Source organism: Catellatospora vulcania (assembly GCF_009720385.1).
Taxonomy (GTDB): Bacteria; Actinomycetota; Actinomycetes; order Mycobacteriales; family Micromonosporaceae; genus Catellatospora; species Catellatospora vulcania.
In genome coordinates this window covers 39,602-54,371 of the sequence record NZ_WARX01000006.1, presented here as the reverse complement: position 1 = coordinate 54,371, position 14,770 = coordinate 39,602, and the positions used below count along the sequence as shown (strand labels likewise).

The 14,770-nt window shown below is 73.4% G+C and carries 10 protein-coding genes; 7 read left to right on the top strand and 3 right to left on the bottom strand.

Annotation, left to right across the window (positions count from 1 at the left end; all coding sequences use genetic code 11):
- Positions 1 to 128 precede the first annotated feature (128 nt).
- The 7 genes from F6W97_RS26060 (at position 129) to F6W97_RS26030 (ending at position 9,683) form a co-directional block, all read left to right on the top strand.
- On the top strand, positions 129 to 3,431 hold the full coding sequence (locus F6W97_RS26060; RefSeq protein ID WP_155373507.1) for an error-prone DNA polymerase: 3,303 nt from the start codon (positions 129 to 131) through the stop codon (positions 3,429 to 3,431).
- Between the two features lie 111 nt (positions 3,432 to 3,542).
- On the top strand, positions 3,543 to 4,844 hold the full coding sequence (locus F6W97_RS26055; protein ID WP_155373160.1) for a chymotrypsin family serine protease: 1,302 nt from the start codon (positions 3,543 to 3,545) through the stop codon (positions 4,842 to 4,844).
- A 33-nt stretch (positions 4,845 to 4,877) separates the two neighbouring features.
- A complete protein-coding gene (locus tag F6W97_RS26050; protein ID WP_155373159.1) occupies positions 4,878 to 5,609 on the top strand; it encodes a PASTA domain-containing protein in 732 nt (243 codons plus the stop codon).
- 88 nt (positions 5,610 to 5,697) lie between these two features.
- A complete protein-coding gene (locus F6W97_RS26045; RefSeq protein WP_155373158.1) occupies positions 5,698 to 6,450 on the top strand; it encodes a methyltransferase domain-containing protein in 753 nt (250 codons plus the stop codon).
- Positions 6,447 to 7,616 (top strand): alkaline phosphatase family protein, encoded by a 1,170-nt coding sequence (locus tag F6W97_RS26040; RefSeq protein WP_155373506.1) that lies wholly within the window; start codon positions 6,447 to 6,449, stop codon positions 7,614 to 7,616. The genes F6W97_RS26045 and F6W97_RS26040 overlap by 4 nt, the downstream gene beginning before the upstream one ends.
- Positions 7,617 to 7,849: 233 nt before the next feature.
- The gene (locus F6W97_RS26035; RefSeq protein WP_269059712.1) at positions 7,850 to 9,157 is read left to right on the top strand and encodes a DNA polymerase IV; all 1,308 of its coding nucleotides are present in this window, start codon (positions 7,850 to 7,852) and stop codon (positions 9,155 to 9,157) included.
- Between the two features lie 127 nt (positions 9,158 to 9,284).
- Positions 9,285 to 9,683 (top strand): DUF3040 domain-containing protein, encoded by a 399-nt coding sequence (locus F6W97_RS26030; RefSeq protein ID WP_155373157.1) that lies wholly within the window; start codon positions 9,285 to 9,287, stop codon positions 9,681 to 9,683.
- A 227-nt stretch (positions 9,684 to 9,910) separates the two neighbouring features.
- Here F6W97_RS26030 and F6W97_RS26025 read toward each other — a convergent pair whose 3' ends face one another.
- From F6W97_RS26025 to F6W97_RS26015, 3 genes are read right to left on the bottom strand one after another with little or no spacing between them, the layout of a single operon-like run.
- Positions 9,911 to 12,370, bottom strand: a complete 2,460-nt coding sequence (locus F6W97_RS26025) for a transglutaminase TgpA family protein (RefSeq protein ID WP_155373156.1) — start codon at positions 12,368 to 12,370, stop codon at positions 9,911 to 9,913.
- Positions 12,367 to 13,668, bottom strand: coding sequence for a DUF58 domain-containing protein (locus F6W97_RS26020; protein WP_155373155.1), 1,302 nt, complete (start codon positions 13,666 to 13,668; stop codon positions 12,367 to 12,369). The genes F6W97_RS26025 and F6W97_RS26020 overlap by 4 nt, the downstream gene beginning before the upstream one ends.
- A gap of 4 nt (positions 13,669 to 13,672) precedes the next feature.
- Positions 13,673 to 14,686 carry an AAA family ATPase gene (locus F6W97_RS26015; RefSeq protein ID WP_155373504.1) on the bottom strand — a complete coding sequence of 338 codons (1,014 nt, stop codon included), beginning with the start codon at positions 14,684 to 14,686 and terminating at the stop codon, positions 13,673 to 13,675.
- Positions 14,687 to 14,770 lie beyond the last annotated feature (84 nt).

Below are 14,770 nucleotides of genomic sequence, written 5' to 3'. Positions count from 1 at the left end.
TCGAGCCGTGCCATAAGTTCATGATCAACCGGGACCCGGGATGACCTGGTGAGCTGGGGGTTAGTACAGTTGTTCGAGTGGGGTTCGATAGTCAGGGGCAGTTGCCGTGGGCGGAGCTGGAGCGGCGGATGCGGGGCGGCCAGGTGGTCGATCCGCTGGTGGCCGACGGGGGTGACGCGCCGGGGTTCTCGCGGAAGCGGGAGCCTTATCGGGCCGAGCCGGTCGAGCGGCCGCGCACCACGGTGCCGTATGCGGAGCTGCACTGTCATACGAACTTCAGCTTCCTCGACGGGGCCAGTGATCCGGAGGAGCTGGTAGCCGAGGCGGTGCGGCTGGGGCTGGAGGCGCTGGCGATCACCGATCATGACGGGTTCTACGGGGTGGTGCGGTTCGCGGAGGCGGCGCGGGAGCACGGGTTGCCGACCGTGTTCGGGGCGGAGCTGAACCTGGCCGGACTGCCGCGCGGCGGGGGAGCGCCGGACCCGGCGGGCACCCACCTGCTGGCCCTGGCCAGAGGGCCGCAGGGGTATGCGAACCTGGCCCGCACCCTGTCCGAGGCGCACCTGTTGGGCGGCGAAAAGGGCAGGCCGTCCTACCGGCTGGAGAAGATCGCCGAGACGCTGGACGGGCAGGCGGTGATCCTGACCGGGTGCCGCAAGGGCGCGGTGCCGCACGCCCTGCTCACCGAGGGGGTGGACGCGGCAGCGCGCGAACTGGACCGGCTGAAGGCGCTGTTCGGGGCGGAGAACGTGGTGGTGGAGCTGACCGACCACGCCGACCCGTCCGACACCGACCGCAACGAGATCCTGGCGTTTCTGGCGCAGCGGGCCGGGCTGCCCGTGGTGGCCAGCAACAACGTGCACTACCACGCCCCGGCGCGGCGGCGGCTCGCCACGGTGACCGCGGCGGTGCGTGCCCGCACCAGCCTGGATCAGATCGACGGCTACCTGCCCGCGGCGGCGACCGCCCACCTGCGTTCGGGCGCGGAGATGGCGGCCCGGTTCGCGGCGATGCCGTATCCGGGCGCGGACCGCGCGGTGGCGTACGCCGCGGAGCTGGGTAGGGAGCTGGCCTTCGACCTGCGGCTGGTCGCCCCGAAGCTGCCGCCGTTCACCGATGAGCACGGCAACCGGGTCGACGAGGTGGCTTACCTGCGCGAGCGCACCTACGAGGGGGCCGCGCAACGCTACGGGCCCCGTCAGGCGTACCCGGAGGCGTACGAGCGGATCGACCACGAACTGAAGATGATCGAGCAGTTGGAGTTCCCGGGCTACTTCCTGGTGGTGTGGGACATCGTCGAGTTCTGCCGCCAAAACAAGATCTACTGCCAGGGGCGGGGGTCGGCGGCGAACTCGGCGGTCTGCTACGCGCTGCGGATCACCAACGTGGACCCAGTCGGCGGCGAGGGCGGCCTGCTGTTCGAGCGGTTCCTGGCCCCGGAGCGCGACGGCCCGCCCGACATCGACGTGGACATCGAGTCCGACCGGCGCGAGGAGGTCATCCAGTACGTCTACCGGCGCTACGACCGGCAGCACACCGCGCAGGTCGCCAACGTGATCTCGTACCGGCCGCGCTCGGCGGTGCGCGACGTGGCCCGCGCGTTCGGCTTCTCGGCCGGGCAGCAGGACGCCTGGAGCAAGCAGATCGACCGCTGGCACGGGGTGTCGGCCAAGGACGTCGATGGCATCCCGGAGCACGTGCTGGAGTACGCCAACGAGCTGCTGAACGCCCCGCGGCACCTGGGCATCCACTCCGGTGGCATGGTCATCTGCGACCGGCCGGTGATCGAGGTGTGCCCGGTGGAGTGGGCGCGCATGCCCGGCCGCACCGTGCTGCAGTGGGACAAGGACGACTGCGCGGCGGTGGACCTGGTCAAGTTCGACCTGCTGGGGCTGGGCATGCTGTCGGCGCTGCACTACGCGTTCGACTTCCTCGGCCAGGAGCTGGACCTCGGCGATCTGAAGCCGGACGACCCCGAGGTGTACGAGATGCTGTGCCGCGCCGACACCGTCGGGGTGTTCCAGGTGGAGAGCCGGGCGCAGATGTCGACGCTGCCCCGGCTGCGCCCCGAGCGCTTCTACGACCTGGTGGTGGAGGTGGCGCTGATCCGGCCCGGACCGATCCAGGGCGGCTCGGTGCACCCGTTCATCCGGCGCAAGAACGGGCTGGAGCCGGTCGACATCCCGCACCCGCGCATGCACAACTCGCTGGCCCGGACCCTGGGCGTGCCGCTGTTCCAGGAGCAGATGATGCAGCTGGCCATCGACGTGGCCGACTTCACCCCGGTGGAGGCCGACCAGCTGCGCCGGGCGATGGGCTCCAAGCGGTCCATGGACAAGATGGAGCGGCTGCGCGAGCGGCTGTACGAGGGCATGGCCGGCAACGGGATCGGGCCGGAGCTGGCCGACGACATCTTCGCCAAGCTCGCCGCGTTCGCCAACTACGGCTTCCCGGAGAGCCACGCGATCAGCTTCGCCTACCTGGTGTACGCCAGCGCCTGGCTCAAGCGCTACCACCCGGCCGCGTTCTGCGCGGCGCTGCTCGGCGCGCAGCCGATGGGCTTCTACTCGCCGCAGTCGCTGGTCGACGACGCCCGCCGGCACGGGGTGCGGGTGCGCCGCCCGGACGTCAACGCGAGCCTGGTCAAAGCGAACCTGGAATGGGCGCCGGGGGAGGACCGCGCGGGCAGCCTGCCGGGGGAGCAGCCGTCGCAGTGGGGGCTGGGCGGCCCGGCCGTCCGGCTGGGCCTGGACAGCGTGCGCACGCTGGGGGAGGACGTCGCGACACGGATTGTCGAGGAGCGCGAGCGCGGTGGGGCGTACGCCGACATGACCGATCTGGCCCGGCGGGCCGGCCTGCCCGCGGCCCAGCTGGAGGCGCTGGCCACCGCGGACGCCTTCGCCTGTTTCGGCCTGGACCGGCGGGCGGCGCTGTGGGCGGCGGGCGCCGCCGCCACCGACACCCCGGACCGGCTGCCCGGGACTGTCGTCGGCGTGCACGCGCCGACCCTGCCCGGCATGGACGCGGTGGACAAGCTGGTGGCCGACGTGTGGGCGACCGGGCTGTCCCCGGACGACCACCCGATCCGGCTGGCACGCGAGCGGCTGACGGCGGCGGGGGCGCTGCCGATCTCCCGGCTCACCGGGGTCGAGCACGGGTCCCGGGTGCTGGTCGGCGGGCTGGTCACGCACCGGCAGCGGCCCGCCACCGCGGGCGGGGTGACCTTCCTCAACCTGGAGGACGAGACCGGGATGCTCAACGTGGTCTGCTCGCCCGGCCTGTGGCTGCGATACCGCAGGGTGGCCCGGGGCAGTGCCGCGCTGCTGGTCCGGGGGCGGCTGGAGTCGTCGTCGGGAGTGCGCAACCTGGTCGCGGATCAGCTGGAGACACTGACCGTGGCGACCCCGGTCGCCTCGCGGGATTTCCGTTAGTAGCGTACCGATTACTCGCGGTCCATAAAGGACGACCGTACGTCTTGTGTGGACGAGAAACTGCCGATAGCGTTCGCTCGACCCATCACCCCTGGGACGAACGGACAGCAGATGCGGAAATCGTCGTCGATCGTGGCGAGTTGCGGCCTCTTGCTGGCCACGCTGGTCGCCTCCCTGCCCGCGCAAGCGGCGCCGGACCTCACCGTGGACTGCCAGGTGGCCACCCCTGCCGCCGGGCTCGGCGCGGGCCTGACCGCCGACCGGGCACCCGCCTACGGCCAGTGGCTCGACACCGAATCGGGCCGCCGGGCCAACGAGGCCGTCCAGCTGGCCGCGCGGCAGGCCCTCGGCGTCACCGGGGGCAAGGAGCGGATCGCCGACCAGGTGCGGCGCGGATACATCGGCACCGCGCTCGACCACAACACGCAGACGGTGACCATCGTGGTGACCCCGGAGCAGCGCACCCGCGGAGCCGTCCTCGACAACAGCCTCGCCGCGGCCTCGCCGGCCGCCGACGGGACCACCGGGATCAAGTCGGCCGTCAAGGTCGGCTGCTTCTCGGCCGAGCGCCTGGCCGCCGCCGACGAGCTGCTCACCGGCCGCGCCTGGCACCCCGACGCGGCGCGGGCGACGTTCAGCTACAGCCTGCGCGCGGCGGACTCCCGCTACCAGGTCACCTTCGACCCGCGCTACCCGGCGGCCGCGCAGGCGCTGCGGGACGCGCTGGGCGAGGTCGCCGAGGTCACCCTCGGCGCCACCGCGCGCACCGGCCGGCTCAACGACGGCGAGGCGCACTTCGGCGGAGCCGGCGTACGGGTCAACTCCGGTGCGACGAACACCTGCACCACCGCGTTCGTCGCCAAGCGCAAGTCGGTCACCGGCGACACGGCGGTGTACAGCGGCGGCATCAGCGCCGGGCACTGCTTCGCCAACGGCAACAAGATCTACTCGTCGACGCAGTACTGGGGCGCCGCCTCGCGGGAGAGCGACTACCCGGCGTACGACATGATCTTCGTGGGCTCCTCCGCGGAGACCTACGACAACGTCATCCACACCGACCCGTGCTGCCCGACCCAGCGCAACATCACCGCCAAGCGCAATCCGCTGGTCGGTGACGTGGTCTGCCTGTCCGGCATGGCCACCAAGGCCACCTGCGGCATCACCGTGTTCAGCCTGAACACCGCGATCTGCGACGACGCGGGCTGCACCTACGGGCTCATGGAGGGCGGCCGCGGCGGCGACGTCATCGTGCGCACCGGCGACTCCGGCGGCCCGGTCTACATCAGATCCGGGACCAGCAACGCCATCGCCCTCGGGATGATCATCGGCTGCACCAGCGAATGCCGCGGGGTCGTCGCCGAGCAGCTGACCAACATCGAGTCCCACCTCAACGCCACCATCCTCACCTCGTGAGGCCGGGCCTTCGCCACGGATGAAAGGCTGAACATGAGCGGACAGCGGAGCCGGTCGGCGCGGATCGCCGCGCTCGTGCTCGCCGGCGCGGCCGTCGGGGCGATCACCGGGTGCGCCGCGCGCAACCTGCCGCCCGCGGCCGTGCCGGAGCCCTCGGTCGACGCGGTCGTCGTCACGACGCGGGTGCCGCAGGTGGTGGACCGCGCCATCGGGCTGCTGGACAAGGAGTTCGGCAAGGCCGGGCTGGTGCCGCTGGTCAAGTACGAGCCGGGCCTGCTGCTGGAGCGCGGCGTCGTCGCGGTGACCGACCCGCCCGGCGGCACCACCCTGCCCCGGGGCAGCGTGGTGCGGGTCGTGGTGGCCGGTGAGCCGGCCAGCCTCGACGAGTACGTCCGCGGGCACTGGGAGACGTTCGTCGGCACCGGGGCCGACCCGAAGGGCACCGTCGTGCTCGGCGTGCACGAGGGAAACGGGCTGCCCGGGGTCGTCGAGGGCGTCGAGAGGTACCTGAAGGGCAAGCCCTACCGGCTGGTCACCTGCCCGCATTCGCGGGTCGAGCTGGAGAAGGTCGTCGTCGAACTGGGCGAGCGCCGGTTCCTGCCCACCGCCGCCACGCTGAAGTTCACGCTGAGCATCGACGGGGGAGCGTGCGCCGTGCAGATGCGCGCCGACCTCACCGACGAGGAGACGGCCCAGCTGATGGAGCGTTTCGGCGCGAAGCTCGTGATCGAGCGCGGCCCCGTCGAAGGCAGGCTGCGCGGCTAGACCGGCCGCCGCCGGCGGTCCGTCCCGGCGGGCCGCCCGGACGGCGTGCCCCGACGGCCGTCCACCGGCGGCCGCTAGGCTCGGCGACGTGGAGCGAACTGTGGCGACAGCCCGCATTGCCGGACCCCGTACCGCCGTGATCTGGTCGGTGCTGCGCGGTGAGCTGGCCGGACAGGACGGCCGCCCGCTCAGCATCGTCGACGTGGGCGGCGGCACCGGCGGGTTCGCCGTGCCGCTGGCCGAGGCCGGGCACACCGTGACCGTCGTCGACCCCAGCCCCGACGCGCTGGCGTCGCTGCTGCGCCGGGCCACCGACGCGGGCGTCGCCGACCGGGTACGCGCGCTGCAGGGCGACGCCGACTCGCTCGGCGACCTCGTCCCGCCCGCCGCGGCCGACCTGGTGCTGTGCCACGCCGTGTTCGAGTTCGTCGACGACCCGGACGCGGTCGCCCAGGCGCTGCACGACGCGCTGCGGCCGGGCGGCGCGGCCAGCGTCCTGGTCGCCAACCGGGCCGCCGCGGTGCTGTCCCGGGCGGTCGCCGGGCAGTGGCAGGCCGCGACCGCGCTGCTGGCGGACGCGCAGGCCCGGGTCACCGGGCGGGACACGGTGCGCCGCCGGTTCGACCTCATCGGCGCGGAGGCGCTGCTGGCCGAGGCCGGGCTGCACGTCGAGCAGGCACATGGCGTGCGCGTGGTCGCCGACCTGGTGCCGGGTGTCGTCGCCGACGCCGACCCGGAGGCGCTGCTGGCCTTCGAGCTGGCCGCGGCCGCCGTGCCGCCGTACCGGGACGTGGCCACCCAGCTGCACCTGCTGGCCCGCCGCGGGCACGCCGACAACTGACCTGCCCCCGGGAGGACTTCGTGTTCGTCGCGCCGAGATATGACCAGGGCACGCTCGCCGACGTGCTGCCCGGGGCGCTGGCCGCGCTGGGGGCGCCCGGCGTCACCGACAGGCTGGGCCTGGCCGCCCGGCTCGACGGCGTACGCCGGGTCGCGGTGCTGCTCGTCGACGGCATGGGCCGGCACCAGCTGCCGGCGATGGCCCCGGTCGCCCCGGTGATCGCGGCGACGCTGCGCGGCGAACTCGGCCTGGCGCTGTCGACGACCTGCGGCTTCCCGTCGACGACGCCGACCAGCCTGGTCGGCCTCGCCACCGGGGCGCTGCCGGGCGCCCACGGCGTGCTCGCCTTCAACACCATCGTGCCGGGCACCGACCGGGTGCTCAACCACACCCAGTGGGCTGACGATCCGCCGCCGCGGGAGTGGGTGCCGGTGCCGCCGCTGTACGCCGCCGCGGCCGCCGCCGGCATCGACACCGTGGTGGTGAACCGGCCCGAGTACGCCGGCAGCGGCCTGACCACCGCGACCAGCGCGGGCGCGCGGTACGTGCCCGCAGTCGACGTCGAGGAGCTCGCCACCGGCATGCTCACGGCGCTGAAGGAGGCCCCGGCCCGCGCCCTGGTGTACGGCTACCACCCGCAGCTGGACAAGGCGGGCCACGCGCACGGCCTCACCTCGGCCGAGTGGACCGAAGCCGCCGCCGAGGTGGACGGCCTGTTGGCCCGGCTCGTCGGCGGCCTGCCCGAGGACGCCGCGCTGCTGGTCACCGCCGATCACGGCCAGCTCGACGTGCCCGCGGACCGCCGCATCGACGTGCACGCCGACCCGGCGCTGGCGGCCGGGGTGCGGGTGGTGACCGGTGAGCCGCGGGTGCGCTACCTGCACACCGCGCCCGGCGCGACCGCGGACGTGCTCGCCGCCTGGCAGGCCCGGGCCGGGCACGCCGCCTGGATCGGCACCCGCGACGAGGCGATCGCCACCGGCTGGTACGGCCCGATGGGCGAACGCCACGCCGCCCGCCTCGGCGACGTGGTCGTGGTCTGCCGCGACGACTGGGCCATCCTCGCCACCGCGACGGACGCACCCTCGGTCGCCCGCCTGGTCGCCATGCACGGCTCCCTCACCGAGCCCGAGATGCGCATCCCCCTGCTCATCTACCGCCCCTGACCCCCTCCCCGGGCCGACCTACCCCTTCGCCCACGGACCCCCACCCCCACCCCCACCCTCCACCACCTCCCCGACGCCGAGCCCGCCGAACGCCGAGCTCGGCGTTCGGCCCGCAGTTTCGGGGAAAGTGCGGGAAACGGGGCGCCGGTTCGTGCAGTTTCCCCGAAACTGCAGGACACACCGGGCGGTGGGCCGGGTGAGGGTGTCTTACCCGGGCGGTAGCGTCGCGGGTTGTGGGACGTGCTTCCGGGGGTGGGGCGCCGAAGGGCTTCGGGCCTGACGGCGACGATTCGGGCTGCCCGTTCCTGCACATCGACATGGACGCCTTCTTCGCCTCGGTCGAGGTGCGCCGCCGCCCCGAGCTGCGTGGGCTGCCGGTGGTGGTCGGCGGCACCGGCGGGCGCGGCGTGGTGTCCTCGGCCAGCTACGAGGCGCGGGCCTACGGCGTGCGCAGCGCGATGCCCACCGCGATCGCCCGCAGCCGCTGCCCGCAGGCGATCTTCATCCCGCCCGACATGAACGCGTACGCCGAGGCCTCGCGGGCCGTGATGGCGGTGTTCCGCGACATCACGCCCATGGTCGAGCAGCTGTCGGTGGACGAGGCGTTCCTCGACGTGTCCGGCAGCCGCCGCCTGTTCGGCCCGCCCGCCGAGATCGCCCGGCTGATCCGCCGCCGCATCTCCGAGGAGCAGCAGCTCACCTGCTCGATCGGGGTCGCGCCGAACAAGTTCCTGGCCAAGCTCGGCTCCACCCGGGCCAAGCCGGACGGGCTGCTGGTCATCCCCGCGGACAGGACGCTGAAGTTCCTGCGCCCGCTGCCGGTGTCGGTGCTGTGGGGCGTCGGCGAGCGCACCGAGGAGGCGCTGCACCGGCTGGGCCTGCGCACCGTCGCCGACGTCGCGGACGCCACCCCGAGCCTGCTGCGGGCCGCGGTGGGGCAGTCCCTGGCCGCGCACCTGCACGAGCTGGCCTGGGGCCGCGACCCGCGCCAGGTCAACACCGAGCACCAGGAGAAGTCGATCGGCGCCGAGGTGACCTTCGACGTCGACCTGGGCGATCCGGAGGCGCTGCGCCGGACGTTGCTGACGCTGGCGCAGAAGGTGGCGGGCCGGGCCCGTGCCGCCGGGCAGGCCGGGCGCACCGTGTCGATCAAGGTGCGGTTCGCCGACTTCCGGACCATCTCCCGCTCGCGCACGCTGTCCGGCCCGACCGACGTGGCGCACGAGATCCTCGCCACCGCCTGGGAGCTGTTCGAGGCGGTGCGGGCCCAGCAGCGCATCCGGCTGGTGGGGGTGCGGCTGGAGGGGCTGCTGGCAGCCGAGGGGGCGGTGCGGCAGCTGGCACTCGGCGAGGAGGAGGACGGCTGGCGGGAGGCCGAGGTGGCCAGCGATGCGGTCATCGCCCGGTTCGGCCGCGGGGCCGTCCGTCCGGCCAGTCTTCTCGGTACGACCCGGCGTTCTGGGGGTGCGACGGGGCCGCTGCCACAAAATCCCGCTCCGGGCATGGTCGTCCCGCTTTCCGACCCGCCACCGCCCTCGTAGACTGACGGGTAGCAGTCGTCCGGCTGCAACACGTATTCACGGTTTGGCGATCTTCATCTGGGGAATCGGCGCTCTGTCGCACCCTGGATAAGGGGAACGCCGACCTGGCGGACCGGGGAGGAGAGCCGTGCCGCTATCCGAGCACGAGCAGAGGCTGTTCGAGCAGATCGAACGGTCGCTGTCCGAAGACCCGAAGTTCGCTTCGGCCGTCCGCCACAGCGACCCCAAGTTCCACGCCCGCCGGCGGATCATCATCTCCGCCGTGCTCATCCTCGCCGGACTGGGCCTGGTGGTCTACGGCGTCGCCGACAGCGCGAAGCTGTGGCTGGGCGTCGTCGGCTTCGTGCTGATGCTCGGGGCTGCGGCGTTCTGGATGCTGGCGCACAAGCGCAGCCAGACCGCTGAGCTGCGTTCCGTGGGCGGCACCGCGACCCGCCGCACCCGGGGTGGCCGCAGCGGCCGCAGCGGCGGCTTCATCGACCGCCTCGAGAATCGCTGGCGCGACCGCGGAGATTTCGACCGCTGACCCCTCCACCGGCGCGACCGCCGGTGCCATGACTACGACGAGCGCCGCCCCTGGACGGGGGCGGCGCTCGTCACCTCCGTGCGCGCGACCAGGCGCGCCGTGCCACCGGAAGTGCGGTGGCACCCGGACCTGCAGTGCGTCACCGAACCAGCAGTGCCACCGGACCTGCAGACGGCTCCGGCCCCGCCGCGGGAAGCAGCGGGGCCGGAGCCGTCATCGAATCAGCGTCAGCGCAGCAGCCGCCGGGGTCGCAGTGGCCGCAGCACCCGCACCAGCACCCCGCTGAGCCGGGTCATCCCCGACGACAGTGCGGTCAACCCGGCGTACGCCGCGTTGCGCCACCGCAGCAGCACCGACGGCGGCATCAGCAGCGCCGCCAGGCGCACTCCCCGGTCCGCCTCGCCGGCGATGGCCAGGCGGACCTCGCGCACGGCCGGGGCGAGGCGCTCGGCCGACAGCGGCACCGGGGCGTACCGGGCCCGCTCCTCGGCCAGCCCGAGCAGCCGTGCCTGCTCCACCGCCGCCGTCGCGGGCAGCGCGGTGCCGATCAGCCGCTCGATCGTGGCCCGCGGGGTCTCCGACGGGTCGACCACCAGCCGGTAGTCGATCATCGTGTCGATGAGCTCGTCCCAGGCCGCATGTGCCTGCCGCCGGGCCGCGTCGGCGTCGCCGACCACGGTCATGGCGAGGTCCGCCGCGGACACGCCGACCTCGGCGAAACCACCGCCGGAGGTTGCCGCCACGGCCCGCACGCGCCGCCGCCGGCGCAGCGTCAACCGCCGCAGCGCCGGGGTGATCAGCAGCGCCAGCGCCAGTACCCCGCCGCCGGTCGCCACCCACACCCAGGTGGGTATCTCCTCGGTGATATCGATCGGGCCGATCAGCCCGCCCTCGGGATCGACCGGGTCACGCGACGGTCCGCCGGGACCGTCCGGACCACCGCTCGCGTTGGCGCTCAGCGAGGGTCGCGGCCCGCCCGGGGTCTCCTCCGGGGCGTCCACATCGGGCGCCCACGCCGTGGGGGCCGAGCCCACCACGTACGTGGACGGAGTCGCGTCGAACGGCACCCAGCCGAAACCGGAGAAGTAGACCTCGGTCCAGGCGTGCAGGTTGCGGTTGGTGAGGGTACGCACGCCGTTGTCCGACGAACTGCCCAGCGTGAAGCCGAACGCGACCCGGGCCGGGATGTTCGCGGTGCGCACCATCCAGGCCAGCGCCGCGGCGTACTGCTCGCAGAAGCCCCGCTTGTTGTTCAGGAAGTCGACGATGGCCGCGCCGGAGGTGCCCGCCGGGGCGGCCACGTCGTACTTGAAGCCGTTCTTGGCGGAGAAGTAGTCGTAGAGCGCGCGGACCCGGTCGTAGTTGTTCGCCTTGCCCTCGATCAGCTCGTCCACCAGGGCGCGCACCTCGGGCACCTCCGGGACCCGGCTGTAGTCGCGCTGGTTGGAGTCGGACGTGGCCATGGTCGGCGCGGTGCGCAGTTGGTCGGCCGTGAACTCGGCGCGCACGTAGTCGAACTCGTACGACTGCTCGGCGGAGTTGGCCCGCTGCGAGTACACGATCTGCAGCGTGGGGTCGTACGACCACGCGGCGTCGAGCCCGCGGACCGCCGTCGGCGCCGAGTAGACCGGCAGCAGCGGCATCGCGAAGCTGTCGGTGATCTCGACGCGGGCCGTCGCGGCCTGCGTGCGTACCGCGCTCAGGTCGAGCCCGGACGGGTCGGGCAGGCTGTCGCTGACCGGCTGCCCGGTGGGCTGGTGGCTGGCGAAGCCGCCGCCGCTGATCTGGTCGGCGACGCCGAAGCGCATGTAGAACGGGTCCGGGTCGTTGGTGGTGACCTTCACCATGTCCTGCACGCCGGCCTGCTTGAGCCGTCCGCTCAGCTCGGCGAACAGGTCCACCCGGCCGTTGCCGCGCGGGCCCTTGCCGGCCTGGCCCAGGCCGTCGCCGCTGCCGAACTCGCCGAGGAAGCCGGCGCTCATCGCGGGCACGGCCAGCGGCAGGGCCACCGCCACCAGCACGCCGACCACGGCCAGCCGCCGTCCGGCCGACGCCAGCGGGGACGGTTCCCACACGTCGACGCCGCGGCCCTCGCCGGTGAACCGGCGGCCGAACCGGCGTACCCGGTCGACGTTGTCGCTGACCAGCAGCCACAGGAAGCCGATCGAGCCGACGACGAACGGGATCGGCGACAGCGAGTCCACGTAGACCGCGACCGGCACCGAGTAGATGGCCAGCATCGGCAGGCCCGCCAGCGCCGGGCGGCGCAGCCCGACCGCGCACAGGTCCACCAGGATCGCGACCGCGCCCATGCCCAGCGCGCTGACGAACAGCAGCCCTTCCAGGTCGGGCACCGGCACGTAGCTCTTCTGGACCTCCTCGCCGGCCAGCGCGAACAGGGAGCCGAAGTGCGCGAACGTGTCGGGCGTGGGGATCAGCCCGAGAATGGCGGTGTCCCCGCCGAACAGCCAGGTCAGGCCGATCAGCAGCGCGGCCAGCATGGCCAGCAGCTGGGCCCAGAGCCGTCCGCGCAGCGAGCGCGCGCCCAGCGCGGCCCCGGCCACCATCGCGACCATGAGCCCGCCCTCGAACAGCCAGCTCCAGCCGGCGAAGATGTCCGAGATCGGAGCCGAGGCGAGCACCGTGGCCGCGGCCGCGACCAGGCCCAGATGACGTCGTGAGTTCATCGGCCGCCTCCCATGGTGACCGTCTCGGCCATCGCCGCGCGTACCGCGAAGCCCTGCTGGCCCCGGGCCGCCTGCGGCCACAGCGCGGGCAGCTGGTCGCCGTGCTTGACCCGCACCACCCGCCAGCCGCTCTGCATCAGCGACAGCGCCGCCGCCGCGTGTTCGTGCTCGGCGGCCTCGCGGGCCTGCGCGGGCAGGTTGAGCCAGGTGCTGGCGTCCAGGAAGAACGCCACGCAGGTGGTGCCGCTGCTGCGCAGCGCCGACAGCAGGCGCGCCTCCTCGGCGCTGAGCAGGCCCAGCACCGCGATGATCAGGCCGCCGTCGGCGCGGCGCCGGGTGTGCTCCACCAGGCTGCCGACGTCGCCGCGCGGCGACGACTTCACCTCGGCCAGGTGGTCGAGCAGCATGCCGTCGCCGACGCCCTCGGTGGCGTCGATGTCCGCGCCGGTGTCGGTGACCAGGCGCAGCCGGTATCCGGCCTGGCGCAGGTGCACCGCGATGCTGGCCGAGGCCGACACCGCCCACTCGAAACTGGCCGTCGGGCCCTCGCCGCGGTGCGCGCCCAGCCGCGTGTCGAGCAGGACGGTGGCCCGGCTCTCCCACGGCTGCTCCTCGCGGCGCACCATCAGCTCGCCGACGCGCGCGGTCGAACGCCAGTGCACCCGGCGCAGGTCGTCGCCGCGGCGGTACTCCCGGGTCGCGGCGTCGTCCTCGCCGTGCACGGCCACCGAGCGGGCGCGGCTGTCGCCGGTGCCGGAGTACTCCCCGGCCAGGCGCACCAGCTGCAGCGGCGACACGTTCGGGATGACGGTGAGCTTGTCGGCGCTGGGGAACGAGCGGGTCAGCTCGCACAGCCCGAACGGGTCGGTCATGCGCAGCGTCAGCGGGCCGACCTCGTACCGGCCGCGCAGCTCGGCGCGCACCGTGTACGCCACGGAGCTGGCCTGCTGCGCGCCGAGGCGCTCCAGCACCAGCCGGGGGCGGCTGCCCAGCGCGTACGGCAGCCGGTCCTCCAGCAGCAGGGTTCCGGTGGGCAGGCGGGACATGTTCTGCAGCCGCAGCAGCACCCGCGCGCTGCCCCCGGCCTGCACCCGGTACGGGTCGAGGCTGCGCGTGCAGGCGAGCTTGTAGCGCGCCCGGCCGACGTACGCCGCCGCCATCAGCGGCAGCGCCACCAGCAGCACCGCCACCCGCATCAGGTCCTTCTCGCCGAGGGCGAGCGCGCACAGCAGCGCGGCCGCCCCCGCGGCGAGGAACGAGCGACCGCGGGTGGTGAGCCCGCGCAGCGCCTCACGCATCGCCTCAGCCCCGCCGGTCGTAGAAGGAGTTCGGCGGCGTCGCCGGGCGGGTGTCGTAGGGGGAGCGCCCGCCGCGGTCGTGCGGCACCGGCAGGCGGTGCACCAGCTCGGACAGGATCGCGTCGGTGGTGCGCCGGGCCAGCTGGGCGTCGGCGGTGGGGATGACGCGGTGCGCGAGCACCGGCACCGCGAGGGTCTGCAGGTCGTCGGGCACGACGTAGTCGCGGCCGTCCAGCGCGGCGACGGCCTTGGCCGTGCGCAGCAGCTGCAGCGTGGACCGGGGGGACGCGCCCAGGCGCAGCTCGGGGGCCTCGCGGGTGGCGGTGACCAGCTCCACGGCGTAGCGCTTGACGGCCTCGGCCACGTGCACGCTGCGCACCGTGGCGATGAGCCGGCGTACGGTGCCGCCGTCGACGACCGAGGTGAGGTCCTCGAGGGGGTCGTGGGAGTGGTAGCCGTCGAGCATGGCGTACTCGGCCGCGGCGTCGGGGTAGCCCATCGCGATGCGGGCGGTGAACCGGTCGCGCTGGGCCTCGGGCAGCGGGTACGTGCCCTCCATCTCGATCGGGTTCTGGGTCGCGATCACCATGAACGGGATCTCCATGGTGTACGTGACGCCGTCCACCGTGACCTGGTGTTCCTCCATGCACTCGAGCAGCGCCGACTGGGTCTTCGGCGAGGCCCGGTTGATCTCGTCGCCGACCACCAGGTTGGCGAAGACGGCGCCCGGCTTGAACTCGAAGTCGCGCGTCTCCTGGTTGTAGACGCTGACCCCGGTGACGTCGCTGGGCAGCAGGTCGGGGGTGAACTGGATACGCCGCACGGAGCAGTCGATGGACCGTGCGAGGGCCTTGGCCAGCTTGGTCTTGCCGACGCCGGGCACGTCCTCGATGAGCAGGTGGCCCTCGGCCAGCAGCACGGCCAGGGCCAGCCGCACGGTGGCGGTCTTGCCCTCGATGACCTGCTCGATGTTGGCCACGATGGCATTCGTCGTGGCACGGAACTCGTCGACCGTCATGGGGTCGGTGAGTTCGCCCCCACTGCGTTGCGTGGTCACATGTCCTCCTGTAGTTCGCAACTGCGGGGCCTGGCCCCCGTGGGA

Excerpts from the sequence above, each read along its gene's own strand:
- F6W97_RS26055 (WP_155373160.1), top strand. The coding sequence starts at position 3,543 with ATGCGGAAATCGTCGTCGATCGTGGCGAGTTGCGGCCTCTTGCTGGCC.
- F6W97_RS26015 (WP_155373504.1), bottom strand. The coding sequence starts at position 14,686 with ATGACGGTCGACGAGTTCCGTGCCACGACGAATGCCATCGTGGCCAAC.
- F6W97_RS26025 (WP_155373156.1), bottom strand. The coding sequence starts at position 12,370 with ATGAACTCACGACGTCATCTGGGCCTGGTCGCGGCCGCGGCCACGGTG.
- F6W97_RS26020 (WP_155373155.1), bottom strand. The coding sequence starts at position 13,668 with ATGCGTGAGGCGCTGCGCGGGCTCACCACCCGCGGTCGCTCGTTCCTC.
- F6W97_RS26050 (WP_155373159.1), top strand. The coding sequence starts at position 4,878 with ATGAGCGGACAGCGGAGCCGGTCGGCGCGGATCGCCGCGCTCGTGCTC.
- F6W97_RS26060 (WP_155373507.1), top strand. The coding sequence starts at position 129 with ATGCGGGGCGGCCAGGTGGTCGATCCGCTGGTGGCCGACGGGGGTGAC.